This is a genomic window from Altererythrobacter sp. C41 (genome assembly GCF_016803135.1).
Classification (GTDB): domain Bacteria; phylum Pseudomonadota; class Alphaproteobacteria; order Sphingomonadales; family Sphingomonadaceae; genus Pelagerythrobacter.
In genome coordinates this window covers 24,621-51,310 of sequence record NZ_JAEVFE010000004.1, presented here as the reverse complement: position 1 = coordinate 51,310, position 26,690 = coordinate 24,621, and the positions used below count along the sequence as shown (strand labels likewise).

The 26,690-nt window shown below is 67.2% G+C and carries 19 protein-coding genes; 12 read left to right on the top strand and 7 right to left on the bottom strand.

Features of this window, described 5'->3' with window-relative positions; translation table 11 throughout:
* Positions 1-8 precede the first annotated feature (8 nt).
* Genes JNO53_RS08870 through JNO53_RS08860 form a run of 3 tightly spaced genes read left to right on the top strand, consistent with a single transcriptional unit; the run spans position 9 to position 3,621 of the window.
* Positions 9-1,220, top strand: a complete 1,212-nt coding sequence (locus tag JNO53_RS08870) for an acyl-CoA dehydrogenase family protein (protein ID WP_203109849.1) — start codon at positions 9-11, stop codon at positions 1,218-1,220.
* A gap of 15 nt (positions 1,221-1,235) precedes the next feature.
* The gene (locus JNO53_RS08865; RefSeq protein WP_203109839.1) at positions 1,236-2,306 is read left to right on the top strand and encodes an acyl-CoA dehydrogenase family protein; all 1,071 of its coding nucleotides are present in this window, start codon (positions 1,236-1,238) and stop codon (positions 2,304-2,306) included.
* A gap of 4 nt (positions 2,307-2,310) precedes the next feature.
* The gene (locus tag JNO53_RS08860) at positions 2,311-3,621 is read left to right on the top strand and encodes an MFS transporter (RefSeq protein WP_203109837.1); all 1,311 of its coding nucleotides are present in this window, start codon (positions 2,311-2,313) and stop codon (positions 3,619-3,621) included.
* Here JNO53_RS08860 and JNO53_RS08855 read toward each other — a convergent pair whose 3' ends face one another.
* The 3 genes from JNO53_RS08855 to JNO53_RS08845 form a co-directional block, all read right to left on the bottom strand.
* The gene (locus tag JNO53_RS08855) at positions 3,622-4,860 is read right to left on the bottom strand and encodes a TetR/AcrR family transcriptional regulator (protein ID WP_238401783.1); all 1,239 of its coding nucleotides are present in this window, start codon (positions 4,858-4,860) and stop codon (positions 3,622-3,624) included.
* 69 nt (positions 4,861-4,929) lie between these two features.
* A complete protein-coding gene (locus JNO53_RS08850; RefSeq protein WP_203109833.1) occupies positions 4,930-6,675 on the bottom strand; it encodes a class I adenylate-forming enzyme family protein in 1,746 nt (581 codons plus the stop codon).
* A 2-nt stretch (positions 6,676-6,677) separates the two neighbouring features.
* Positions 6,678-7,856 (bottom strand): acetyl-CoA C-acyltransferase, encoded by a 1,179-nt coding sequence (locus tag JNO53_RS08845; protein WP_203109831.1) that lies wholly within the window; start codon positions 7,854-7,856, stop codon positions 6,678-6,680.
* Between the two features lie 196 nt (positions 7,857-8,052).
* Here JNO53_RS08845 and JNO53_RS08840 point away from each other — a divergent pair, with 196 nt between their 5' ends.
* The 7 genes from JNO53_RS08840 to JNO53_RS08810 all read left to right on the top strand — a co-directional run bounded on the left by JNO53_RS08840 (position 8,053) and on the right by JNO53_RS08810 (position 18,503).
* Positions 8,053-9,288: a serine hydrolase domain-containing protein gene (locus JNO53_RS08840; RefSeq protein ID WP_203109829.1), complete on the top strand. Its 1,236-nt coding sequence runs from the start codon at positions 8,053-8,055 to the stop codon at positions 9,286-9,288.
* A gap of 11 nt (positions 9,289-9,299) precedes the next feature.
* Positions 9,300-11,339 carry a 3-hydroxyacyl-CoA dehydrogenase NAD-binding domain-containing protein gene (locus tag JNO53_RS08835; RefSeq protein ID WP_203109827.1) on the top strand — a complete coding sequence of 680 codons (2,040 nt, stop codon included), beginning with the start codon at positions 9,300-9,302 and terminating at the stop codon, positions 11,337-11,339.
* 454 nt (positions 11,340-11,793) lie between these two features.
* Positions 11,794-14,781 carry a TonB-dependent receptor domain-containing protein gene (locus JNO53_RS08830; protein ID WP_203109825.1) on the top strand — a complete coding sequence of 996 codons (2,988 nt, stop codon included), beginning with the start codon at positions 11,794-11,796 and terminating at the stop codon, positions 14,779-14,781.
* A 2-nt stretch (positions 14,782-14,783) separates the two neighbouring features.
* On the top strand, positions 14,784-15,731 hold the full coding sequence (locus JNO53_RS08825; RefSeq protein WP_238401782.1) for an acyl-CoA thioesterase: 948 nt from the start codon (positions 14,784-14,786) through the stop codon (positions 15,729-15,731).
* Positions 15,728-16,762, top strand: coding sequence for a phosphotransferase family protein (locus JNO53_RS08820; RefSeq protein ID WP_203109818.1), 1,035 nt, complete (start codon positions 15,728-15,730; stop codon positions 16,760-16,762). The genes JNO53_RS08825 and JNO53_RS08820 overlap by 4 nt, the downstream gene beginning before the upstream one ends.
* 167 nt (positions 16,763-16,929) lie before the next feature.
* Positions 16,930-17,694 (top strand): SDR family NAD(P)-dependent oxidoreductase, encoded by a 765-nt coding sequence (locus tag JNO53_RS08815; protein WP_203109816.1) that lies wholly within the window; start codon positions 16,930-16,932, stop codon positions 17,692-17,694.
* Complete coding sequence (locus tag JNO53_RS08810; RefSeq protein WP_203109814.1) at positions 17,691-18,503, top strand: SDR family NAD(P)-dependent oxidoreductase; 813 nt, start codon at positions 17,691-17,693, stop codon at positions 18,501-18,503. Before JNO53_RS08815 ends, JNO53_RS08810 begins: the two co-directional genes overlap by 4 nt.
* Before the next feature lie 13 nt (positions 18,504-18,516).
* Here JNO53_RS08810 and JNO53_RS08805 read toward each other — a convergent pair whose 3' ends face one another.
* Together JNO53_RS08805 and JNO53_RS08800 are read right to left on the bottom strand one after the other, a co-directional pair.
* The gene (locus JNO53_RS08805; RefSeq protein WP_338015330.1) at positions 18,517-20,226 is read right to left on the bottom strand and encodes a M61 family metallopeptidase; all 1,710 of its coding nucleotides are present in this window, start codon (positions 20,224-20,226) and stop codon (positions 18,517-18,519) included.
* A gap of 123 nt (positions 20,227-20,349) precedes the next feature.
* Complete coding sequence (locus JNO53_RS08800) at positions 20,350-20,823, bottom strand: Lrp/AsnC family transcriptional regulator (RefSeq protein WP_203109812.1); 474 nt, start codon at positions 20,821-20,823, stop codon at positions 20,350-20,352.
* Positions 20,824-20,938: 115 nt separating this feature from the next.
* Here JNO53_RS08800 and JNO53_RS08795 point away from each other — a divergent pair, with 115 nt between their 5' ends.
* Positions 20,939-21,892 carry an ornithine cyclodeaminase family protein gene (locus tag JNO53_RS08795; protein ID WP_203109810.1) on the top strand — a complete coding sequence of 318 codons (954 nt, stop codon included), beginning with the start codon at positions 20,939-20,941 and terminating at the stop codon, positions 21,890-21,892.
* Positions 21,892-23,907, top strand: a complete 2,016-nt coding sequence (locus JNO53_RS08790; RefSeq protein ID WP_203109808.1) for an amidohydrolase family protein — start codon at positions 21,892-21,894, stop codon at positions 23,905-23,907. The genes JNO53_RS08795 and JNO53_RS08790 overlap by 1 nt, the downstream gene beginning before the upstream one ends.
* Positions 23,908-23,923: 16 nt before the next feature.
* Here the strand turns inward: JNO53_RS08790 and JNO53_RS08785 are convergent, their stop codons facing one another.
* Positions 23,924-25,225, bottom strand: coding sequence for an APC family permease (locus tag JNO53_RS08785; protein ID WP_338015329.1), 1,302 nt, complete (start codon positions 25,223-25,225; stop codon positions 23,924-23,926).
* Complete coding sequence (locus tag JNO53_RS08780; protein ID WP_203109799.1) at positions 25,222-26,688, bottom strand: S10 family serine carboxypeptidase-like protein; 1,467 nt, start codon at positions 26,686-26,688, stop codon at positions 25,222-25,224. Before JNO53_RS08780 ends, JNO53_RS08785 begins: the two co-directional genes overlap by 4 nt.
* Between the last annotated feature and the right edge of the window lie 2 nt (positions 26,689-26,690).

Sequence of the window (26,690 nt, the reverse complement as noted above, 5' to 3'; positions counted from 1 at the left end):
AGAATGCGATGGCGACCCAGCCCGATCTGAAAGCACCAAGCGCGGACGATGCCTTCCGCGAGGAAGTGCGCGATTTCCTCGCGGAGAACTTTCCGCCCGAGCTCAAGGGCAAAGGCAGCGCACTGGCCGGAGTCGACGGACCGACCGAGGAGAGCGAAACGCAGCGCAAGTGGCGCGAGGCGATGGGCGCGCGCGGCTGGGGCACACCGACCTGGCCGAAGGAATACGGCGGCGGCGGGCTGTCGCGCAGGCAGGCGGCGATCCTCAATGAGGAGATGGCGAAGGCCGGCGCCTACAATCCCATCGGCGGCATGGGCGTGATGATGTTCGGCCCGACCCTGCTCGAATACGGCAGCGAGGCGCAGAAGAGCGAGCACATCCCGCCGATCTGCCGCGGCGAAATCCGCTGGTGCCAGGGCTATTCGGAACCGAACGCCGGGTCCGACCTCGCCAATCTCCAGACTTTCGCCGAGGACAAGGGCGACCACTATCTCGTCAACGGACAGAAGACCTGGACCAGCGGCGGCCAATGGGCGGACAAGTGCTTCTGCCTCGTGCGCACCGACAAGAGCGACAAGCACAAGGGCATCAGCTTCCTGCTGATCGACATGGACGCGCCGGGCGTCGAAGTCCGCCCGATCCAGATGATCAGCGGCATGAGCCCGTTCTGCGAAACCTTCTTCACCGACGTGAAGGTGCCCAAGGAAAACCTCGTCGGCGAGGAAGGTCAGGGCTGGACGATCGGCAAACGCCTGCTCCAGCACGAGCGCACCAACCTGTCGGGCGGCGGCAGCCTCGCCCGCATGATGGGCGCGAGCCTGGCCGATATCGCCAAGAAGTACGTCGAAACCGACGAAAGCGGCGCGATCGCCGACAAGGTTCTGCGCGACCGGATCGCCGATTTCGAGATCCGCTGGAACGCCTTCCTCCTCACCGCGCGCCGCGCGACCGAGGAAAGCAAGGCCGCCGGCGGCGTTTCGGAGATCAGCTCGGTGCTCAAGAAGCTCGGCACCAAGCTCGGGCAGGAGCGGGCTGAGCTGACGATCGAGATCATGGGCCTGCAGGGCCTCGGCTGGGAAGGCGAAGGTTTCACCGACGCCGAGCTTTCCGGCGTGCGCGCCTGGCTCTTCGGCAAGGCGACGACGATCTACGGCGGCTCGACCGAGATCCAGAACAACATCATCGCCAAGCGCGTGCTTGGCATGCTCGACCATCAGTAAGAGGGCGCGAAGAACATGGCGGTTCTCAACGAAGAACAGGAAATGCTGCGCGACATGGCGCGTGACTGGGCCACGAACGAAAGCCCGGTCGCGGCCTTCCGCAAGGTCCGCGCGAGCGGCGCGCCCGAGGCGTTCGATCGCGAGGCCTATACGGCGATGGCGCAGATGGGCTGGGCCGGCATCGTCGTGCCCGAAGCGCACGGCGGATCGGATTTCGGCTGGCTCTCGGCCGGGCTGGTGGTCGAGGAACTGGGCAAGACACTGACCGCGAGCCCGCTCGTCGCCACGACGCTCGCCGCGACGGCGATCGTGCTCGGCGGCAGTGAGGAGCAGAAGGCGAAATGGCTGCCCCGGCTCGCGAGCGGCGAGGCGATCGGCACGCTTGCGATAGACGAGGGGCCGCATCACAACCCGGCGAAGATTGCCGCGAGCGTATCGGGCGGGAAGCTCTCCGGCACCAAGGCCTTCGTTCACGAGGCGCACAGCGCCGACCTGTTCGTGGTCGCAGCGGCGGACGGGCTCTACCTCGTCGAGAAGGGCGACGGCGTATCGCTCTCGACCCGCAAGCTGACCGACCAGCGCAGCCATGCAGAGGTGACCTTCGACGGCGCGGCGGCGGACAAGCTCGCCGGCGGCGGCGACAGCCTGCTCGACGACGTGCTCGATCGCGCGCGTGTCCTGACCGCTTGCGAAATGCTCGGCATGGCGCAGGCCGTGTTCGACACCACGCTCGATTACCTGAAGCAGCGCGTGCAGTTCAATCAGGTGCTCGCCACCTTCCAGGCGCTGCAGCACCGCATGGCCGATCTGTTCGGCGATCTCGCGATGATGCGCTCGGCGGTCGAGGGCGGGTTGCAGGCGCTCGACAGCGGGTTCGGCGTCGCGCGGGCGGCGACGATCGCCAAGGCGGAAGCCAACCGCGTGCTTCACACGATCAGCCGCGAGGGCGTCCAGCTCCACGGCGGCATTGGCATGACCGACGAGTACGACATCGGCTTCTACCTCAAGCGCGCCCGCGTGCTCGAGGCGAGCTGGGGCGGCACCTCCTACCTGCGCGACCGGTTCGCGCGGATCGGCGGCTATTGAGGCATTGGATCCGCTTGAGGATCCCGAAGGCCTAGGTGACACGGCCAGCGCCCAACAGCGGGCGCTGGCCGATCACGCGCGGTTCGTCGACGAAAACCTGACGCGCAATTACCGGGCGAACTTCATCCACGGCGTGCTGGGGATGACGGGCTTTCGCCTGATCTACGCCCCGACGATCATCCCGGCCTATCTGATGCTGCTGACCGGCAGCGCGGCCGCCGTGGGGCTCGGCACCGCGCTGCTGCAACTCGGCGCGACCATCAGCCCGATCGCCAGCGGCGCGCGGATCGAGCATCGCAGCCATATCCTGCCCTACGCGATCCGGGTCGGCTCGCTGATGCGGCTGATGATCCTCGGCCTCGCGCTCGCGGGGTGGCTGCTGACCGGCGAGGCGCTGCTGCTGGCGACCTTCGCTTTCTTCCTCCTGCTCGGTTTCTTCACCGGGGCGCAGCGCGTCGCTTTCCAGATGCTGATGAGCAAGCTGATCCCCATCAGAAAGCGCGGGCGGTTGCAGGGCTATCGCAATTTCGCCGGCGGACTGATCGCCGCGGTACTGGCCTGGGTCGCGGGCAACTGGTTCATCGCGGGAAACTGGCTCGGCAACGGCTACGCGACCACGTTCCTCTTCGCCTTCTTGCTCACCAGCGCCGGGCTGGTCGTGCTCAAGACGATGATTCGCGAGCCGCCCGCCCCAGTGTCGCGCCCGCAGATCCCCTTGCGCGACCGCATTCGCGAATTTCCCGAGCTGCTCGCCGACCGCGACTTCGCCAACTTCCTCGGCACGCAGAGCTTCGCCACCATGGCCCGAGTCGGTGCCCCGTTCTGGACCGTCTATGCCGGCGGCCTGCTCGGGCTCGACGGCGCGCTGATCGGCGGGCTCAGCTTCGTGTTTCTGGGTTCGGACACGGTCTCGAACATCGTCTGGGGGCCGATGGGGGACCGCTTCGGATTCCGCATCGTCTATGCACTCGCGCTGCTCTGTTCGATCGGAGGCGTGGTGCTGCTGATCTTCGCCGAAGCCGCGGCGCCCGTTTACGGCGCGTTCGTGCTGCTCGGCTTCGGCGGATCGGGCTGGCTGCTGGCCGCGAGCACGATGGTGCTCGAATTCGGCCGCACCGAGGATACGCCCATGCGGCTTGCGCTGGTGACCACGGTGGAAGGCATCATAGCCGCGTCCGGGCCGGTCCTCGCCGGCCTGATCGTCGCGGCCTGGGGATTCACGCCGCTCTTCGCGCTCGTGCTCGGTGCGCTCGTCATTGCATTGCTGCTGCTGGTGTTTCGAGTGCGCGAACCGCGCGATCTCGCCAAGGGCTGATCAGTCGGCGCCCGGCGGCGCGAGCAGCCCCGAGGATAGCGCCGACACGTAGGTCCGGATCGCCATCTCGGGATCATCGAACCGCCCGGCCCAGTTGCGCGCCTCGTAGGCGCTGTTGAGCGTCGACATGATGATCTGGCTGGCCACCAGCGGATCGATCGGCCGCACCGAGCCGTCGGCGATCCCGTCGATCAGCATTCCCGCGAACCGCCGGGCCAGCCGGTTGGAGCGCGTGACCACATCGGTCCGCTGATCGCTGTCGAGCGACTGGAGCGCGGTGGTGCGCAGCAGAGGCATGGCGTCGAAGAACTGCACGTCGACCAGCTCGCGCAGCACGCTCGCCAGCCGCGTCCAGTAATCCGTTTCGATCTCCTGCCCGGCCATCTGCACCGCGGAAAGCCTGTCGTAGCTGCGCTGGAAACAGGCCAGCACGAGATCGTCCTTCGCGTCGTGGTGATGGTAGAAGCTGCCCTTGGTCACGTTGAGCGACTTCGCGATCCGGTTGACCGATGCCCCGCGATAGCCGCGCTGGTTGATCGTGACGGTGGCGGCGCGCAGGAATTCGTCGTTCTGGCTCGGCTTGGCCACTTTCTCCGTGCGCCAGCCGCGATCGGGCAGAGGCCGGGGCGACCAGCGCTCCGGTTCGGCCGGGATGCCGTGCGCGAGGATGTCGAACATCCGCTCCTCGACGCGCGGGAAATCGAGCGAGGAATAGCGCAGCGACCACACCGGCCACCACATCATCGCCTCCAGCAGGATATGCGCGCGAGCGGAAAACAGCGCGTGGTCGCGATCCGACCGCGCCTCGCCGAAGAAGCCGCGCACCAGCTTCACCACCGTCCTGTAGCGCGCGAGCAGCGGCGCCTGGGTCTCGGGGTCGAGCGTGCGGATTTCCGACAGCGCCGTCACCAGCCCCCTTTCCCCGCCCCGGATACGCCTGCGCAGCGCGACGTGGTCGGCGATGTAGCGGCGCAGGCGCGACGCGGGATCGGGCTCGGCCAGCGCGTCGGCCGCCATCTGCTCCATCAGGTCGAGCGTCGCCTCGTAGACCGCGACGACGAGCTGTTCCTTGCGCGAGAAGTAGTAGGTGATGCTGGTCGCGTTGAGTCCGATCGCGCGCGCGACGTCGGACAGGGTCGTCGCCTTGACTCCGGTTTCGTTTATCAGCACCGAGGCGGCATGGATGATGGCCTGGCGCTTCTCGCCAAACCGTCTCGTCTCCGCACTCTTGCTCGCCATCGGGTCCCCCATGTCAGGCCCGTTACAACAGCGCGGGCGAAAGTGCCAACCGCGCCGCCGGCCTTTCCGTTAGAACAGCGCGGCCAAATCCTTCTTGAGAATCTTGCCGTTCGCGTTGCGCGGCAAGGTCTCCTCCGTAAACACCACCCGCACCGGCACCTTGAACTTCGCCAGCCTGTCGGCAACCCAGCGCTGCAGTTCTTCCTCGCTCGCAGTGGAACCGGGAGCAAGGTGGACGACGGCGGCGGGCTCCTCGCCCAGTTGCGGGTGCGGCAGGCCGATCAGCGCTGCGTCGGTCACCGCAGGGTGATCGTAGAGCACGTTCTCGACCTCGGACGAATAGATGTTCTCGCCCCCGCGGATGATCATGTCCTTTGCCCGGTCGACGATATAGCAGAAGCCTTCCTCGTCGAGCCGCGCGAGATCACCCGTCCGGACCCAGCCGTCCACGAACGTCGCCGCGGTCGCTTCGGGATTGTTCCAGTAGCCTTTCACCACCATCGGCCCGCGCGCCCAGAGCTCGCCGACTTCGCCTCGCGGCAGCTCCTGCGTGCCGTCCTCGTTCATGATCTTGAGGTCGGCGACGGCGACCGGCGGGCCGCAACTGTCGGGCCGGTTGAGGTAATCCTCGCTCGAATGGCCGGTGACGGTGGCCATCGTCTCGGTCATGCCCCAGCCGTTGCCGGGCAGCGCGCCGAACACCTCGCGGATCTTGCGCACGAGCTCGGGCGCCGAGGGTGCGCCGCCGTAACCGATCGCCTCGATGCTCGACAGGTCGTAGTTCTTGCGCTCGGGATGCTCGATGAGTTGCCAGGCGATCGTCGGCACGCCGCCGGTCGAGTTCACCTTCTCCCGCTCGATGATCTCGAAGGCTTTAACCGGGTCCCACTTGTGCATGAAGATCATCGTGTGGCCCGCCGCGACGTTGCCCATCAGGCCGGCGGAGCAGGCCGTGACGTGGAACAGCGGGATCACCGTCAGGCCGACCTTGTGCGCCGGCTCCGGCATCTCATCCCCCCGTCGCAGCACGGCGCAACTGGCGTTGTAGCCGCTCGACATGATGTTGGTGGTGAGGTTGCGGTGCGTGCCGAGTGCGCCCTTCGGGTTCCCCGTGGTGCCACTCGTGTAGAAGATGGTCGCGTCGTCCTCGGGCGCGATTTCGACTTCGGGCAGTTCGGCCTGAGGCAGATCGGCGTAGCCCTTCGGCGTGCCGATCACGGCCTCGAGCCGTTCGGCGCCTTCGGGTTCGCCCTGGCAGCGCGAGACGAACACCGTCTCCAGATCGGGGCATTCGCCGCGATGCGGCGCAATCCGTTCCCAGCGCTCCGCATCGCAGACCAGCAGCTTCGTGCCCGAATCGCTCAGGCCGTAGGCGAGCTCCGGCCCCGTCCACCAGGCGTTGAGCGGCACGCAGATCGCGCCGATCGTCACCGCGGCGAAGAACGCGACGGGCCATTCGGGCAAGTTCCGCATCGCCACCGCGACGCGGTCTCCCTTTGCCACGCCGCGCGCCTGGAACTCGTGCGCCAGCTTCGCGACGGCGCGGAACCACGCGTCGTAAGTGACGCGCTCGTCCTCGTAGATCGTGAACTCGCGCTCGCCGTGCATGCGCCCGGCCATGGCGATCGCGCGCAGGTTCGGCGGCGCGTTCTTCCACACGCGCGTCGGCACGCCGCGGATGTCGATCGTCTCCATCTCGAAGCGTTGCCCGGGCGCGGTGAGGATCGCCTTGCAATCCTCGCGGGTCCGCACGGGCCAGCCTTCCGGCGGGGTCCAGCCGATCGCGGAAGCGAGATCCTTTGCCTGCGTCGCCATGGTCAGAGCACCTCGAACAGACCGGCCGCGCCCATGCCGCCGCCGACGCACATGGTGATGACGACATACTTCACACCGCGGCGCTTGCCCTCGATCAGCGCATGCCCGACGCAGCGCGCGCCGGTCATGCCGAACGGGTGTCCGATCGAGATCGAGCCGCCGTTGACGTTGAGCCGGTCGTCCGGAATGCCGAGCTTGTCGCGGCAGTAGATCACCTGCACCGCGAACGCCTCGTTCAGCTCCCACAGGCCGATATCGCCGATGCCGAGCCCGAACCGATCGAGCAGCTTGGGGATCGCGAAGACCGGGCCGATGCCCATTTCGTCCGGCTTCGCGCCTGCCACCGCCATGCCGACATAGCGGCCGAGCGGTTCGAGGCCCCGCGCCTTCGCTACCTCGGCCTCCATCAGCACCGAGGCCGCCGAGCCGTCCGAAAGCTGGCTGGCGTTGCCCGCCGTGATGCAATGCCCCTCGCCCATCACGGGTTGGAGCTTCGCGAGCCCTTCCAGCGTGGTGTCGGGCCGGTTGCAGTCGTCCATCGCGATGGTGACCTCGCGCTGGCTCACCTCGCCAGTGGCCTTGTCGGTCACGTTCATCGTCGTGGTGATCGGCACGATCTCGTCGTCGAACCGGCCCGCCGTCTGCGCCGCCGCGGTGCGCTGCTGCGACTGAAGCGAATATGCGTCCTGCGCCTCCCGCACGATGCCGTAGCGCTCGGCCACGACCTCGGCCGTTCCGATCATCGGCATGTAGATGTCGGGGTGCATCTTGAGCAGCTCGTCGTCGCGCTGCGTGTTCGGCTTGGTCGAGCGAAGCGAGGTGATCGATTCGACCCCGCCGGCGACGCAGATGTCCATCCGGTCGACGATGATCTGCTTGGCCGCCGTCGCGATCGCCATCAGGCCGGAGGAGCACTGGCGGTCGATCGTCATCCCCGCGACCTCCACCGGCAGCCCGGCCCGCAGCGCCACCTGCCGGCCCATGTTGAAGCCCTGCTGCCCCTGCTGGTTGGCGGCGCCCATGATCACGTCGTCGATCTCGCCGCCTTCCAGCCCCGCCCGCTCGACCGCGGCGGCGACCGACCAGGCGCCGAGCTGCACGGCGTGGGTCGCGTTGAAAGCGCCGCGCATCGCCTTGGCGAGCGGAGTGCGGGCGGTGGATACGATGACGGCGTCGCGCATTCGGGCAATCCTCTTTTTTCGGTTTCGTCTTGTGCGATTCTTTGCCGGAGATTTATGCAGAAGGGACGCTGCGTGGCAAGGTGCAACTGGTTGTTTTCTGAATTTCAGGTATGAGGCTTCAAAAGAGCGAAAAATCGTCTATCAGCAGCAGTCAGAAAACGAGGTATGCCGATAACGGCACCATGCGGGAAAGGTCATGATCGAATTGGCGGATGCGGCGGCGCTCGGCTTCGACACGGCGCGACTGGCTAGGATCGATGCGTTTCTCGAGGCGCAATATATCGAGAGCGGGCGCCTGAAGAACGCCCAACTGCTCGTCGCGCGCGGCGGAAAACCGGTCCACCACGCGCAGTTCGGAACCTTGCGCGATGACGGCACGCCGATGCGCGAGGATGCGCTGTTCCGCATCGCCAGCATGACCAAGCCGGTGACCTCGATCGCGTTCATGCAGCTCGTCGAGCAGTGCAAGGTCGCGCTGGACGATCCCGTAGCGCGGGTGCTCCCGGAGTTCGCCGAGCTCGGCGCCTACGCGGGCGGCGGCGGCGCCCTGCCCTTCGCGCCGGTGCAGCGGGGCGCGCCGATGCGCTTCGTCGACCTGATGACGCATATGTCGGGGCTGACTTACGGCTTCCAGAACCGCAGCAGCGTCGATGCCGCCTATCGCGCAGCGGAGCTCGACCTTTCGCGCGGCAAGATCACTTCCGACGAGTATGTCGCGGCACTGGCGCGAATTCCGCTCGAGTTCGAACCGGGCACGCGCTGGAACTATTCCGTTTCGACCGACGTGCTCGGGATCGCGGTCGAGCGGCTCTCGGGGATGCGGCTGGGCGATTACTTCCGCCAGCATATCTTCGAACCGCTCGGGATGAGCGACACCGCGTTCCGCGTCGCCGAAGGCCAGGGCGAGCGACTGGCCGACGCCTATGGCTATCGTCCGGGCAAACCGCCACGACTGATCGATCGCGCGGCGGAGAGCAGGCTGCTCGAACAAGGCAAGTTCGACAGCGGCGGCGGGGGCCTGATCGGCACGGCGGCCGACTATCACCGCTTCTGCGCCATGCTGCTGAACAAGGGCGAGCTGGGCGGCGCGCGGATCGTCGCGCCCAAGACGCTCGACCTGATGATCGCCAACCACCTGCCGGGCGGTACCGACCTCACGCAAATGAGCCAGAGCCTCTTTTCCGAGGCGAACAACGCCGGCACCGGCTTCGGCCTCGGCTTCGCCATGGTGATCGATCCGGCCAGGACGCTGATGCCCGCAAGCAAGGGCGAATTCTACTGGGGCGGCGCCTACTCGACCGCCTTCTTCGTCGATCCGGTCGAGCAGATTACGATGGTCTTCATGACCCAGCTCTACCCCTCGTCCACTTATCCCATCCGCCGCCAGCTCAAGACGCTGATCTACTCGGCACTGGCGGAAAGCTACGCATGAAGGAGCGCACGATGACCACCCCGATCCGCACCGAACGCCACGACAATGTGCTCGTGATCGTATCCGACAATCCGCCGGTGAACGCCCTCGGCCAGGCGGTACGCGCGGGGCTCGCCGCAGGGATCGAGGAAGCGCTGGGCGACGACGCAGTCGAAGCGGTCGTGATCCGTTGCGACGGGCGCACGTTCTTCGCCGGGGCGGACATCACCGAATTCGGCAAGCCGCCCAAGGGCCCGAGCCTCCCCGAAGCGCTCGACAAGCTGGAGGCGAGCGACAAGCCGGTGGTCGCCGCGATCCATGGCACGGCGCTCGGCGGCGGATGCGAGGTCGCGCTGGCCTGCCACTACCGCGTCGCAGTGCCGAGCGCGAAGCTGGGTCTGCCCGAAGTCAAGCTCGGCCTGATCCCCGGCGCCGCGGGCACGCAGCGCCTGCCGCGCCTCGTCGGCGCCGAAGCGGCGCTGCCGCTGGTCGCGACCGGCAATCCGATTCCGGCGAAGAAGGCGCAGGCGATCGGGCTGGTGGACGCGATCGTGGGTGAGGACAGCCTGGAGGCGGACGCGATCGCCTTCGCGAAATCGAAGATCGGCCAGCCGGTGCCGCGCGCGTCGCAAGGAACGGCCAATCAGGACGGGGTGAAGAACCCCGCGATCTTCGACGATTTCCGCCAGAAGAACGGCCGCAAGATGCGCGGTTTCGATGCGCCCAACGCCGCGATCGAGGCGGTCAAGGCGGCGGGTGAGCTGCCCTATGCCGAGGGCGTGAAGAAGGAGCGCGAGCTGTTCGCCAGGCTGATGGGCGGCACGCAGTCGAAGGCGATGCGGCACTACTTCTTCGCCGAGCGCGCGGCGAACAAGATCGACGACGTGCCCGCCGACACCCCGCTGATCCCGATCAGGAAGGTCGGCGTGATCGGCGCGGGCACGATGGGCGGCGGGATCGCGATGAACTTCCTCAGCGCGGGTATTCCGGTGACGATCCTGGAGATGAAGCAGGAAGCGCTCGAGCGCGGCACCGGCGTCATGCGCCGGAACTACGAGAACACCGCCAAGCGCGGCCGGATGACGATGGAGCAGGTCGAGGTGGCCATGGACCTGCTCACCCCCACGCTCGACTATGCCGACCTTGCCGACTGCGATCTGGTGATCGAGGCGGTCTATGAGAACATGGATGTGAAGAAGGAAGTGTTCGGCACGCTCGACGGCGTGGTCAAGCAGGGCGCGATCCTCGCCTCCAACACCAGCTACCTCAACATCGACGAGATCGCCGCCGCGACCGGGCGGCCAGGCTATGTCCTCGGCTTGCACTTCTTCTCGCCGGCCAATGTTATGAAGCTGCTGGAGGTGGTGCGCGGCGCGAAGACGCGCGGCGATGTGCTGGCGACGGCGATGAAGCTCGCCAAGACGATCGGCAAGGTCGCCGCGGTCTCGGGTGTGTGCCCCGGCTTCATCGGCAACCGCATGCTCTCAAAGCGGCAGGAGCAGGCGAACCAGCTCATCATGGAAGGCGCGAACTACTGGGACGTCGACGACGTGCTGCTCGAATTCGGCTTCCCCATGGGCCCGTTCCAGATGGGCGACCTCGCGGGCATCGACATCGGCTGGCACCGCGATCCGAGCAAAGTGACCACCGTGCGCGAGGCGCTCTGCGCCGCGGGCCGCTTCGGCCAGAAGGCGAGCAAGGGCTTCTACGACTACGACGAGGCGCGCAACCGCACGCCGTCGGACGAGGTGAAGGCGATCATCGCCGACTTCGCGGCCAAGGAAGGGCATGAGCAGCGCGAGATCTCGAAGGACGAGATCCGCGAGCGCCTGCTCTATCCGATGATCAACGAAGGCGCGAAAATCCTCGAGGAGAAGATGGCCCAGCGCGCGAGCGACATCGATGTCGTGTGGATCAACGGCTACGGCTGGCCGCTCTACACCGGCGGTCCGATGTTCTGGGCCGATACGATCGGCCTCGATACGGTGGTCGCCGGGCTGGAGAAGCATGGGCTTCCGGTCAGCGATTATCTGCGCGGCAAGGCCAAGCGCGGGGAAAGCTTCAACGGCTGAGGCCAAAGCCGCTCGAATTCGCGAAGCAACCCGATCCTCCCTTGGCCGCCGGCAAATGGGGAGGATCGGGCGCGCGTGCGGCACCGAGTAGGCGGACACGCTTGTCCACGGCCCGGCACTCGTCGTTGGGAACCCTGCTGTTCGAATTAAGGGTATGAGTGGCAAGTCAAAACCCATCGACTGCCGCAGGCACCGTGCATGGCTTTGCTTTCGAAACCAGTCTCGTAAAACGCGGTACGCCCCCGACTTTAGGACCTCTTCCTAGAAAACTCACCTCCTCTCCGCGCTGAACGGCATGTTTTCGGAAGCATGGTCCGGGCATTCTTCCACAACCTCTACCGGCCTCACAGGCCCGCTCAATTCACAAAGGGCTTGACAGAAGGTCCCCGAAATACTCCACTTTCGATAAGTGGGTATGTGTCTGAGAGCACAACGCACAGGAGAGGAGAGGAAGATGAGAAAACACGGTCTTCGGTACACGTGCGCCCTGTCGGCTCTCGTTATGGGGCTCGCCGGCGCCAGTCCGGCCATGGCGCAAGCCGAGCCCCAGGAACCACCGCAAAGCGCCGCTCCTGAAAACCCGGTCATCGTGGTTACGGGTTCGCTCATCCGCGGAACGCCGGAAGATGCGGCGCTGCCTGTCGACGTGATCACGCAGGACGAACTGGTCGATCAGGGCTCTCCCACCGCGCTCGATCTCATCAAGAATCTGCCCGGATCCAGCGGCGTGCTCGGCGATTCGAACCAGTTCGATTCGCGTTCCCAAGGGTCGGAAGGCGTTGCGACCGTGAACCTGCGCGGGCTCAGCCCGTCGCGCACGCTCGTCCTGCTCAACGGCCAGCGGCTCGCCAATTCGCCGATCGGCGTCGCCGCGGTCGATGCCAACCTGCTGCCCACCGCCGCCATCGGGCGGATCGAGGTGCTGAAGGACGGCGCCGCCGCGACTTACGGCTCCGACGCGATCGGCGGCGTGGTGAACTTCATCACCAACAAGCAGCTCGACGGATTGGTGGTCAGCGGAGACTATCGCTTCATCGACGGGTCGGACGGGGACTGGACCGCCTCGGGCGCGTTCGGCCACGACGGCGACGGGCTGCGAGTCCTGGCGAGCTTCGGTTACCAGCACCGCTCGCCGCTCGCGGTGAGCGAGCGCGACTTCGCCATCCGTCCCTATGCCGACAATCCGGCGGGCGGCTTCACCGAAGGGGGCAACCCCGGCGCCTTCCTGCCTTTCGCCTTCTACCCGGGCACGTTCGTCGGCCTCACCAGCGGCTTCCAGGTGGACCGCGGGTGCGAGCCGCTGGGCGGTCTGCCGGTCAATGAATCAGTCCCGACCGGCATCGACAGCGCCACTCGCTGCGCCATTCAGTACACGCCGTTCGACCTGCTGGTGGAGAAGGAGAACCGCTGGCAGGCCTATCTGGAGACCGAGATCGACCTGACGGACGAGATCGCGGCCGAGTTTTCGGGCCTCCTGGGCCACACCGCCATCTCTGCCAACACCTCGCCGAGCTATCTCATTCTCAACACGCCTACGCCGGGTCTCGCGAATCCGATCGGCTCGCAATTCTGGGTCCCGCCCAACAACCCCGGCCTGATCGCCTATCGCGAGGCCAATCCCGATCAGTTCCCTTCCGGTGCCAACAGCGCGCTTCTCGCCGCCGGGGTATTTCGGACGGCCCTCCTCGGCGGTAACCCGCTTTTCAAGGATCAGAACGGGATCGACGGGGCGTCGCCGATGACCCGCGACAGCGAGTCGATGCGCTTCACCGGCGCCCTGCGGGGAAGCCACTCGGACGCGTTCAACTGGGAGCTGAGCGGCACCTGGCACAAGTACATCCGCGAATCGACCGGCTACGACACGATCATCGATCGGGTACAGCTCGCACTGCGCGGGCTCGGCGGTGAGGACTGTGACCCGCTGACGGGCACGCCGGGCGTCGGGCCGTGCATGTTCTTCAATCCATTCTCCAATGCGATCCAAGCGAACGCGATCACCGGCGAGGGCAATCCCGGCTACGACGCTTCGGTCGCGAACGATCCGGCCATCTTCGACTACTTCACCAAGAAGTCGACCAGCCGCATCTCCAACGAGCTCATGGTCGCCAATCTCGTGTTCAGCGGCGACACCGGCGTCAGCCTCGGCGGCGGCAACGGGATCGGCTACGCGCTCGGCGCGCAGTATCGCCGCAACGACTATGACGCGGCTTACGGTCCGTACAACAATCTCGACATCTATCCCTGCCCCGCCTCCCTCGACTTCGGGGTGGAGGACTGCGAGCGGCCGATCGGCCTGTTCGGCTTCCTCGGCTCGGACCGGCCGAACTCCAGCTCGCAGGACGTCTATGCCCTGTTCGGCGAGCTGCAGATCCCGATCGGCGACCGCATCGATATCCAGCTCGCCGCGCGTTACGAGGATTACGGCGGCTCGGTCGGATCGACGTTCGATCCCAAGGCGAGCGCGCGCGTGCAGGTCACCGACTGGCTGGCCCTGCGCGGATCGTACCAGACCACCTTCCGTGCACCGCCCTCCACGATTCTGACCGCCGGCGATTATCTGACCTCGCTGCAGTTCGTCGGCGGATCGTTCCGTGCGGTGCGAGTGAACGACAATCCCACGCTCGTTCCCGAAAGTGCCGAGAGTTACGGCGGCGGCGTGATGGTCGAATTCGGCGGTTTCCGCGCCAGCGTCGATTACTGGCGGTACGACTTCTCCGACGACATCGTGGCGGAGCCGTTGTCGGGCTTGCTCAATTCGGTGTTCAACAGCACGGACGGATCGAGCACGCCGGGCACTGCAGCGGCGGATTGCTCCAACCCGCTGGTGAACCGCTTCACTTTCTCCGGCGGGCCCGCGACCGGGGGCTGCGGGACGCTCACCCCGACGCTCTCCAACGTGACGACCATCGATACGTTCTACACCAACGGGGCGGGCCTCTCGACGTCCGGCATCGACTTCGTCGCGAATTACCGCGGTGACTTCGGCTCCGAAGGCACCTGGGGCCTCGGCGTCACCGGCAGCTACGTGATCGACTTCCAGACCAATGACTTCTTCATCGGCGAGGATCTGATCCAGCCGGGCTTCTCGGCAGTCGGCAAGCTCAACTACCAGACGACCGCCTATCCGCTGCCGGAGTGGAAGCTGAACGCCTATGCCGACCTCGGCTGGGACCGCCACAACGCGCGGCTGACCGTCACCCATATCCAGGGTTACACCGATCAGCGGCTGGAGCCCGGCGCGCCCGGCTATGACATCCCCAGCTTCACGACGGTCGACTTTACGGTGCGGATCGGACTTCCGAGCGAAACCGATCTGACCCTGTCGGTGCTCAATCTGCTCGACAAGGAGCCGGGCTTCGCGGCGCTCGACTACAACTACGACCCCTTCACCGCGAACCCATTGGGGCGCAACTTCAAGATCGGAATCCGCAAGGCGTTCTGAGCTTGAAGTTGCTCGGACTGGCGGACGGGAATGCCGGAGACTGCGTGAACGACCAGACTGCGATCGATCTCGCCTCCCTCCTCGCCCCGCGCGAGGCGGGGGGCGATGGATGCTGGACCGGCGCGCCCGGCCCGGCGATGGGGCCGCGCCTGTTCGGCGGGCAGGCGATTGCGCAGGCGCTGATGGCGGCCGCGCAGGAGGAGGACGCGGATCGCCTAGCGCATTCGCTGCACTGCTACTTCCTCAAGCCGGGCATGGCGGACGAGCCGGTCGACTATCGGGTGACGCACCTCACCGCCGGGCGCAGCTTTGCCACGCGCAGGGTCGAGGCGTCGCAGGGCGACCTGCTGATCTTCTCGATGATCGCCTCGTTCCACCGGCCGGAACCGGGCTTCCGCCACGGGCTGGAATGCCCGTTCCCGCTCGACGTGGAGGCCGCGCTCGCCGGTCTTGGCGAGTGGAAGCAGCGCCATGCCGAACCCGAGGACCACCCGATTGCCGATCGACTGCAGCGGCGACCCATCGAGCTCGTCCCGCTCGACCCGTCGTCGGTGTTCGGCCGGCGGCCGCGCGAGCCGCGGACTGCCTCGTGGATGCGGATGCGTGTGCCGACCCGTGCGGGGCCGGCCATGCAGCGCGCGCTGCTCGCCTACGCCTCCGACATGCTATTCCTCCGCACGGCGATGCTGCCGCACGGAATCCGCCCGGGCGGATATGAGGTTCAGGCGACGAGCCTCGATCACGCGATCTGGTTTCACGAGACGCCGGACTTCGACCGCTGGCACCTGTTCGTCGCCGACAGTCCCTGGGCCGGCGGTGCGCGCGGGCTCAGCCGCGGCCATTTCTTCGCAGAAGACGGACGGATGATCGCGACCGCGCAGCAGGAGAGCCTGATGCGGCCGCGCGGTGAGGCGCTGGAGCGCGTCATGCAGCAGGACCGCGAAGCATGAGCGACAGCTCGTTTGCCGATCTGGACGGCGCCGCGCTGGAGCGCTGGCTGGGTAAGGCGGCGGCGGGACACGGCGCAGTCCGCAGCATCGAGAAGTTCCCCGGCGGCCAGTCGAACCCGACCTACCGTGTCGAGACCCAGCGCTGGCCGCTGGTCCTCAGGCGCAAACCCTTCGGCAAGCTGCTCCCTTCCGCCCATGCGGTCGAGCGAGAGCATCGCCTTATTTCCGCGCTCCACCCCGCTGGCGTGCCCGTCGCCGCGCCGGTAGCGCTATGCGAGGACCCGGAGGTGATCGGCGCGCCGTTCTATCTGATGGAGCTGGTCGAAGGCCGCACCTTCTGGAACGGCGCCCTGCCCGATTGCGCGCCCGAGGAGCGCGGCGCGATCTACCGCGCGATGATCGACACTCTGGCGAAGCTCCACGCGGTCGACCCTGTCGCGGTCGGCCTCGGCGACTACGGTGCGCCGGGCAACTACTTCGCGCGTCAGGTCGGCCGCTGGACCAAGCAGTACCGCATGGCGCAGACCGACGACATTCCGGAGGTCGAGCGGCTGATCGAATGGCTCCCGGCGACCCTGCCGCAACAGGACCGCACCTCGATCATCCATGGTGATTACCGGATCGACAACATGATCTACTCGCCCGACCGGCCGGAGATACTGGCGGTGATCGACTGGGAATTGTCGACGCTGGGCGATCCGCTGGCCGATTTCGCCTATCTCGCGATGAACTGGGCGATGCCGCATGGCGAGCGCGGGGCGCAGCTCGGCGGGCTCGACCTGCCCGCGCTCGGCATTCCCACGCTGGAGGAGGCAACCGAGCGCTATTGCGCGGCGACCGGCCGCACTTCAGTGCCCGACCTCAACTGGTTCTTCGCCTACAACCTGTTCCGGCTGGTAGGGATCATCCAGGGAATCAAGAAACGCGCGATCGACGGCAATGCGTCGAACGCCAATGCGGACGCCGCCTCCGCGCGCATCGCCCCGCTCGCCCGGCAGGCGTGGGGCTTTGCTGAGAGAGCGGCGGTCTGAGGCAGCGTGCGCATAACGTGAATCACTCTAGTTCCGTTCGTGCTGAGCTTGTCGAAGCACCGTTCTTCCTTCGAGCGCAGTGCTAGAAGTAAAGTGTGGCCCTTCGACAAGCTCAGGGCGAACGGTTTGAGGTTAAATGATACCATAGCAATCAAGGGAGTTACGCGATGTCGCTATTCGATCTGACCGGCAAGGTCGCCATCGTTACCGGATCGAGCCGCGGGATCGGCCGCGCGATCGCCGAGGAGCTGGCGGCGCAGGGCGCGAAGGTCGTGATCTCGAGCCGCAAGCAGGAAGCCTGCGACGAGGTTGCGGCCGAGATCAACGCCGCACACGGCGACGGCGCCGCGGTGGCGATCGCCGCCAGCATCTCCGACAAAGTGCAATTGCAGGACTTGTTCGCGCGCGCGAAGGAGCAGCTCGGCCCGGTCGACATCCTCGTCTGCAATGCGGCGAGCAATCCCTACTACGGCTCGATGGACGGGATCGAGGACGAGCAGTTCCGCAAGGTGCTCGACAACAACATCCTCTCCAACCACTGGCTGATCCAGCTCGCCCTGCCCGACATGCGCGCGAAGGGCGACGGGGCGATCATCGTCGTCAGTTCGATCGGGGGCCTGCGCGGTTCGCCGACCATCGGGGCCTACAACGTCTCGAAGGCGGCGGACTTCCAGCTCGTGCGCAACTACGCGGTCGAGAACGGCGAGCACGGTATCCGCGTCAATGCCATCGCGCCGGGCCTGGTGAAGACCGACTTCGCGCGCGCGCTGTGGGAGAACCCCAAGGCGCTCGCCGCGACCGAGGCACGCCTGCCCATGCGCCGGATCGGAGAGCCGCGCGACATCGCCGGCGCGGCGGTCTACCTCTCCTCGCCCGCCGCCAGGTGGACAACCGGCCAGATGATCGTCGTCGACGGGGGCGCAACGATATGAGCGCGCGCCTCGCCGGCAAGGTCGCAGTCGTGACCGGCGCCGCTTCGGGCATCGGCCGCGCGAGCGCGCTGCTGTTCGCGCAGGAAGGCGCGCAGGTCGTCGCGTTCGATCGCTCCGACGCCGTGCATGAGACCGCCGACATCGTGCGCGATCGCGGCGGCATGGCGCTGGCGGTGGCAGGCGATGCGGGCGCGGAAGCCGACATCGAGGCGCTGGTCGCGACCGCCCGCAAGGAATTCGGCGCGCTCCACCTATTCTTCGCCAATGCCGGCATCACCGGCGGCGTGCGCGGCGGCTTCTTCGACGCCACGCCTGAGGACTGGGCGGAGGTCCTGCGCGTCAACCTGATCGGACCGTTCCTCGCGGTGAAGCACGCAGCGCCCGCCATCCGCGAATGCGGCGGTGGGGCGATCCTCTGCACCGCCTCCGTCGCCGGGTTGCGCTCGGGCGCCGGGCCGGCGCAGTATTCGGCGAGCAAGGCAGGCGTCATCAATCTGGTCCAGACCGCCGCCCAGCAGCTTGCCGGCACCGGCGTACGGATCAACGCCGTGCTCCCCGGCCTGACCGAAACGGGCATGACCCGCCCGCTCTACGAAGGTGCGCGGGCGGCGGGCAAGGAAGACAGGATCGGACAGTTGAACCCGCTCCTGCGCGGCGGGCAACCGGAGGAGATCGCCGCCGCAGCCCTGTTCCTGCTGTCGGACGAGGCCAGCTACGTCAACGGGCAGGCGCTTGCGGTCGATGGCGGGCTGTCGAGCTCCCACCCGACATCGCGCCCGCCGGGCGATCCAAACCGTCCCAGCTCTTAGGCCGTCAACACGGTCACGAACTGCACGAGCCAGCCTCGGTCTTCTCCCACTGGTAGGCATCGACCGTTTCGCCGCGCGGCTGGTACCGGATCGTCAGCTTCTGGCCGCCCCGCTTCACCTCGAGCGTGAGAAACGCCTCCTGGTCTGCCTGGAGGCCATCCTGCGAGAACGTGTTGGTGATCGCGTCTCCCTCGCGCAACCCCGCCTTCTCCGCTTCGGAGCCCGGTTTCAAGCCCTGCACCCTGCGCGGGTCGCTCAGCAGCGAGGCGGGATCGAAACCGAGATCGAAGCGTCGCAGCGGCCGCGTGGTGCGCTGGAAGCAGGGCCCGAACGCGTCGGAGGGCGGCAGAATCGTCCCGCCGGCCAGCATGGCTTCGAAATCGTCGATCCCCGTTTGGCCGAGTTCCGCCCGCAGCAAACGGCGCCACAGCGCCTCGTCCATCGGCCGCCCGACGCGGCGCTCCGCAAGCATCGCGCGTACGAGGTCGTCGAGCGATCGCTTGCCGACCGATGCCTCGCGCACTTTCGCATCGAGGCTGGCGAAGTAGAGCGAGCCGCGGTCGTAGGGCAGAACCCGGATGCGCGTGTCTCGCCAGAAACCGGCCGGAATCTCGGCATTCGGCGTGCCGATCATCACGTTGGTATAGTAGCGCCCCGCCGTCTTGTTCAGATCGTCGAGAAAGGCATCCGCGTCGATCAGCCCAGCGCGATAGGGCAGCATCCGCTGATAATGGACCGCGAGCCCTTCGCCGAACCAGCTCCGGTCGAGGCCGCCGGGTCGATCCATCGATTCATCGAGCGAGCGGACCCAGGCATGCAGCATCTCGTGCGCGAGAAGCCCGCGCAGATCGCCGATCTCGGACTTGGGGCCATAGGTGAAGGCGAAGCTGTCGGTCAGCCCGATACCGCTGCCGGGATTGTCCGGATTGGGGCGCGCGAAAACGCCGAAGCTCGCCGCCGCTTCGCCGAAGAATTCGCCGTAGAAACCGTGCAGATCGGCCGCCCAGGCCATGAGCTCGTCGGTCGAGAACGGCGGATCGCCGGCCCAGCCGGCAAAGAACCCGCCGCTGTCCGACCGGTACGTGCCCGCTCGGCCCCCGATGTAGTAGGTCGACGCGATCCGCGCGGGCGCAAGCGGCGTAGCGCTCTGCGCATCGCCGATTCCGAAGCTGGAAACGCCGGTCGCGCCCAGTCCCATGGCCGAGAGGTCCCAGTCGACCGTCACCCGCCGGGCAGTCTCGTCTGCGGGAAGCATGAGGAAGGCGTTCCCGGCGCCCGAGAAGCTGCCGTGACCCGTCCGCAGCTCGTATTGCGGGCGGCTGATGAATGGCCGGGCGGCGTCGATCGTGACGCGATAGCGCAGCGTCAGCGGCCCCTCGATCGCACGGTCGGCATGCCAGAACCGGGTGCGGTTGGAAGCGTCCGCCGCCTCGTCTGTCGGCGTCAGAATCACCGCGCCGCGCGCGTCGCGTGCGGTCAGCCCCTCGACGTCGTCGGCGCTGGTGACCACGGTGTTGGCCTCGATCGGCAGTTCGACGACGGGCGTTCCAGGCGCGGCCTCGATACCGTCGGCGACGACCGTGAGATCGAGCGCTGGAACGGCCCCTTCGGCGTTCGCGGCCTCGGGACGGATGGTGATCGTAATCGCGGGCGCTTCCACGGGCGTCGCCGCGAAGGCCGGTGCCGCGCCGAGCGCGCAGATCGTCAGCAGAATTCCCCTCACCGCCTTCTCTCCCATACGTTGCACGGCGAATCTACGGCAACGTCCGCGCATGATCGCAGTCGTTCTCCGACCGGCCCGACCGGGCGCGGCATAGACTATGCGCCCCGCTGGAGGGCGCAGGGATCACAACGATGGAAGCGGCAGGCGATGCGTGCACTTGATCTCCGACAAGGTCGCGGTCGAGCGGACATCCTGCACCCCGGGAAGGCGCAGGAGCGTGCGGAAGGTGAACCCCTGATACCAGGCCATGCTCGGCGCCAGCACCTTCAGCATCACGTCCATTTCGCCAAACAGCGTGTAGGCTTCGGTGATCTCCGGGATATCCTCGATCGCCTGCGTGAACCGGTCGCGCTCTTCGTCGGTCAGCCGACCTATCTGAAGCTGCGCGAAGATATACATGCTCTCGCCCAGCTTATCCCGGTCGAGCACGGCGACCTGCGCCTTGATGTATCCCTTCGCCTTGAGGCGCTGCATCCGGCGCCAGCACGGGGATTGCGACAGCCCGACCCGCTCGGCGATCTCGCTGGAGGATTCGGATGCGTCGACCTGCAGGCGGTCGAGGATCTTGAGGTCGAGGCGGTCGAGTTCATTGGCCATGGTTATGCTCCGGATTCCGCGAGAGCGCATCATTCATGCGCCAGCCTTAGAAAGCGGGGAACCTTCGGGCAAGTTTTGCCGCAGGGACCGAAATAGGTTCGGCGAGGGAGGATCAATGGACCGGAACGATCTGACGATAATCGACGCAGCGGACGTGCGGCGGCGGCTGGACTACCCTTCGTGCATCGAAGCCATGCGGGAGGCGATGCGAGCGCTTTCCGCCGGGACGACGCGCCAGCTACTGCGGACGATGATCCCGCTCGGCGAGGCACGCACGTTCGCCCAGATGCCGGGCGCGCTCGGCACGCACGACATGTTCGGCGCCAAGCTGGTCAGCGTATTCGGCGATCCCGCCGCGCCCGGGAGGCGGCGGCACCGCGGGGTGATCGTCCTGTTCGAGCCCGACGACGGCAAGCCGGTCGCGATCGTCGATGCGGAAGAGATCACCCATATCCGCACTGCGGCGGCGACGGCGATGGCGACGGATGCGCTCGCGCGCGAGGATGCCGGCACCCTGCTGATCGTCGGCACCGGCGGGCAGGCGCGGACGCATCTCGAGGCCCTGCCGCAAGTCCGGCCGTTCCGCCGGATCCTGATCTGGGGGCGCGATCCCGCGAAAGCCGCGGCCCTCGCCGCCGATTATTCGTGTATCGAGGCGCAGGCGGTCGAGGACCTGCCTCGCGCCGCGGCGGAGGCGGACGTCATCTGCACCCTGACCGCCGCGTCCCAGCCGGTGCTGCGGGGCGAATGGGTCCGGCCGGGCACACACGTGAACCTCGTCGGCTCGAGCGGCCCCGGCCCGGTGGAATGCGATCACGAGATGGTCGTGCGCGCACGCTACATCGCCGACAGCCGCGCCTCGGCTCTCGACGCGGCGGCCGAATTCCTCGATGCGCGCGCGGCCGGCCTCGTCGGCGACGATCACATCGTCGGCGAAATCGGCGAAGTCCTGCTCGGCACGGTCGCCGGCCGGACAAGCGCGGACGATATCACCCTTTACAAGTCGCTCGGCCATGCGGTGCAGGATCTTGCCGCCGCCGCTCATGTCTATCGGAGCCTGAACACCTGATGCGTCATTATTCCCTCCGCACCCTCCTCGCGGCATCCACCCTTCTCGCCGCTCTGCCGGCCCATGCCGAAACGGTGCGCTGGTCGGTCGTCACCAGCGGCGAGAAAGTCGGGTTCGTCGAAGCGGACGAGCAGGGCTCCACCGTCGCCATCAGCTACGACGTCAAGAACAACGGTCGCGGTCCGACCACGACGGAAGAGATCGAGCTGGGTGCGGACGGCCTGCCCGTGCGCTGGGCGATCGATGGCACCTCCACCTTCGGCAGCGAGGTGCGCGAACGGTTCGCGCGCGACGGGCAGACCGTCCGCTGGACCGATTCCACGGGAACGCAGGAGAGGGAACAGGCCGCCACCGCGCTCTACATCGCGCAGAACGGCAGCCCGTGGGCGCTCGGCCTCTATGCCCGCGCACTCCTGAAGGACGAGGATCAGCGCATGGCGGCGCTGCCCGGCGGCGAGCTGCAACTGGAGGCGCTGGGCGAGGCGCAAGTGCAAGGCACGACCTACCGCGCCTTCTCGATCAGCGGCATCGACCTGTCGCCCGAACTGATCCTGCTGGATCCGCAGGGGCGCCTCTTCGCCCGCATCGACACCGACGGCGCGACCGTGCGCGAAGGTTCCGAAGGGGCCGTGCCTGAGCTCACCGAACTGGCGACGCGGCTCACCGCCGAACGCTTCGCGGCGCTCCAGAAGCGGTTCGCGCATACGCTCGACGGCCCGATGCGCATCCGCAACGTCCGCGTGTTCGACCCGAAAGCCGGCACGCTGGGGGACCCGGTATCGGTGGTCGTGTCGGGCGAGCGGATCGCGGGCATCCACCCGCTCGACGCGCCTGCGACCCCGGGCGAGATCGTCGTCGACGGCCAGGGCGGAACGATCCTGCCGGGCCTGCACGACATGCACGCCCACGTCTCGCCGCAATCGGCCCTGCTCTATCTCGCGGCCGGGGTGACCTCGATCCGTGACATGGGGAACGACAACGCCGTTCTCGACGGCTTGATGGAGCGGATCGAAGACGGGACGGTCGCCGGGCCGCGCATCGTGCGCAACGGCTTCCTCGAAGGGCGCAGCAGCTACTCCGCCCGCAACGGCATCATCGCGGCGAGCGAGGCCGAAGCGGTCGAGGCCGTGCGCTGGTATGCGGCGCGCGGCTATTGGCAGATCAAGATCTACAACTCCATGAATCCCGACTGGATTCCCGCGGTGGTCCGCGAAGCGCACCGCCTGGGCATGGGTGTGACCGGCCATATTCCGGCCTTCACTAATGCCGATACGATGATCGCCGCCGGATACGACGAAGTGACTCACATCAACCAGCTCATGCTGGGCTGGGTCCTCGATCCGCAGGAAGATACCCGCACCCCGCTGCGCCTCACGGCCATGCGGCGGACGGCCGACCTGGACCTCTCCTCGGCCCAGGTGCAGCAGACGATCGAAGCAATGGCCGCGCACGATATCGCGCTCGACCCGACCGCAGTGACGTTAGAGCTGCTGATGCTAAGCCGCGACGGGCAGCCGAGCCCTGCGGTCGCGAACTATATCGATCATCTGCCGATCGCGCTCCAGCGCCGCCGGCGCCAGGGGATCGCGCCGATCGAAACGCTGGCCGATGCGGCCGCTTACGAAGGCTCGTTCGTCAAGATCAAGGAACTGATCAAGCGCCTGCATGATCGCGGCGTGCGCCTCCTGCCGGGCACCGACGACGCCACCGGCCTGTCGCTGCACCGCGAACTGCAGATCTACGGCGAGGCGGGAATCGCGCCCGCGGAAGTGCTCCGCCTCGGCACGCTCGCGCCGGAAGTCTACATGGGCCGCGACCAGAATCTCGGCTCGGTCGAGCGCGGCAAGTATGCGGACTTCCTGCTGCTGCCGGGCAATCCGCTCGAGGACCTGCGCGAGTTGCACCGGATCGCGATGGTGGTGAAAGACGGAACGATCTACTTCCCGTCGGAGATCCACGCCGCTTTCGGCGTGAAGCCCTTCGCCGAGGCGCCCGCGATCCCCGGGCTGGAGTGAACAGAGGCGGGGGCGATCACCGCCCTCGCTGCTTCACCAGATAGTAGACCACGCCCACCGCGAGCCAGCCGCCGAGCAGGGCGTAAGGCCGCCAGTCGGCTTCGAAGCCGACCGCGATCAACGCCAGCGCGCAGAGCGCCCCGGCAATCGCCATCACGCGCATCCGCGCCGCCGGCGGGCGGAAGCCGGCCTGCGCATGGAGCTCGGGATGATGGGCGGCGACGCGCGCTGCGGACAGGCAGATGCTCGCATATTTGAGCAGGTTCGGAATGTTCACCGCGAGGAACAGGAAAGTCAGCTCCATCGGCAGAAACAGCCCGACGCAGCCGATCGCGAACACTGCGAGCAGGGCGACGTGCGGCGTGCGCCAGCGCGGATGGATGCGGCCCAGCGCGGCGGGGAGAACGCCGGCCTCGCCCATTGCGAAGAGGCTGCGGCTGAACATGGCGAAGATCGCGTTGAGCGACTTGCCGATCGACAGCACGGCGGCAAGGGCGATCACCGGCACCGCCAGCGGCCCCATGAACACGCGCGCAGCGTCGAGGATAGGCGCCTCGCTCGCCGCCAGCGCGGGGCCGCCGAGCAGGCCCAACGCGACGAAGCCGACCGCCAGATAGAGCACGGTGGCCGACCCGATCGATAGCGCAATGCCGAGCGGGATGTTGCGGCGGCTGTTCGAGACTTCCGCCCCCGCTTCGGTCGCGGCCTCGATTCCGAAGAATAGCCCCATCAGCAGCGGCGCCGCGGCGATCACGCCGCCCCAGCCCTCGGGCATGAGCGGCTGGAGTCGGTCGAGCGACACTTCGGTCGCCCCGCCCCAGATCACGAACACCGCGAACAGCACGAGCATGGCGGAGAGCAGGATCTTCTGCACGCGCGCAGCGACGTCGATGCCGAACCAGTTAGCCGCCAGCACTAGGACCATTACCGCGAACATCGTCGGCTTGGTCGGGAGCGGCACCAGCATCGAGCCGTAGCGCACCAGCACCAGCGCCAGCACCACGATCGCACCCATATTGGCGACGATCCGCGCCCAGGCGATGAAGAAGCCGACCGCGGGATGCAGGAATCGCGCCGGCCAGGCGAACGATGCGCCCGAGACCGGCAAAGCGGAACCGAGATAGGCGTAGCTGACGGCGATCAGGTACATCGGCAACGCCGCGACCAGAACCGACAGCAGCATGCCCGGCCCCGCGATCGCGGCCGCTGGGGCGATAGCCGAGAAGATCGAGACACCGACCGCCGTGCCCAGCCCGAGCGCGACGACCCCCCAGAGATCGATCCGCGCGGCAAGCCCCTTCTCGCCAGCATTCGTCACTGCGCGGTATCTCCCTCGATAAAGGCGCGGATGTCGCCGATCATCTGCTGCCAGCTTTCGTCGTCGGAGTAGGCGACGTGGCCCGCACGGTAGACGTGATCGACGATCCGCTCGCGGCCGGCATCTGATTGGGCGATCAGATAGTCGGCCGCGCCCACGGTCGTCGTCAGGTCATAGAGACCGGTGCCGATGAACAGGCGGAAATGCGGGTCGCGTTCCATCGCCTGCTCGGCGATTGCCATGAATGGCCAGTCGTTGAACGGCGAATCTCCGGAACCGTAGACCCATTCGCCCTCCGTGCGGGCGATGACGCGATAGTCTTTCGCGCCGGGCACCCCGCGATCCGTCAGTTCGGCGACCATCGCCGCACCATACAACCCGGAGACCGGAGAAAACGCGTCGGGGCCAACGACAAGTCCGGCATCCGGCGCGCGCGGAGCAGTGTACCGTGCGTCGTAGCGGCCGAGAACGACACCCTCGCCCCGCAGCAGCTCGACCCGGAACCGCTCCTTGGAAAGCTTCAGGTCCCACTCGAGCCAGCGGTCCTCGGCGATGCCGGTCAGGTCCGCCAGCCGCCCGGCGACCGCCTGGCGCGTCTCGCTATCGAGCGCGCGGCCGCGATAGAGCGCCGCGAGGTATTCGGGCCCGAACGCGCTGGCCGCCTCGGCCGAAGCGACCGGGTCGCACTCGCCGATCCGCCCATGATAGCATGCGATCGCCGCCAGCGTGGGCAGCGCCACCGGATACGTGACGACGTTGTCGGGCCGCTGCGAGGTCTCGATCATGTTGAGAGCCTGGCCGATCAACAGCACGCCGGCGAGCCGCACCTCGGGCGCGCGCTTGTGCAGAGCTTCGATCATCGCGGTCGCGCGGATCGTGCCGTAGCTTTCGCCGAGGACGTAGATCGGCGCCTCCAGCCGGCCGTTGGCGCGCAGCCATGCGAGAACCGCCTGTGCGACGGCATCGGCGTCCCCGTCGACCGAGCGGTACCAATCCATGTCCGCACCGGCATCGATCGCGGAGAATCCGGTGCCCGGCGGATCAAGCAGGACCAGATCGACTACGTCGAGCAGCATGTCGGAATTGGCGCCGACCTCCGCCTCCGCCGGCAGAGGCGCGTCAGGGTCCTGCGGCACGCGGGCGCGCACCGGCCCCAGTGCGCCCATGTGCAGGAACGAGGCCGAGGCGCCGGGCCCGCCGTTGAACGCGAAGAGCACCGGCCGATCCGCCGCTCCTCGTGCCACATAAGACATGTATCCGACGTTCGCGTCCTCGGGACGATCGGGGCTCGATACGGCGATCTCGCCGACTTCGGCGGTATAGGCGATTGTCCGTCCGGCCACCTTCGCCTCATTCTGCGCGCGGTGACGGACATCCTGTGCGACCGTGGCGGAGGAGAGAGTCACCGCCGCAGCGAGCGCCGCGAAACCCAGAGCCTTCCTGCAGGCGCGCACCGTATCCATTA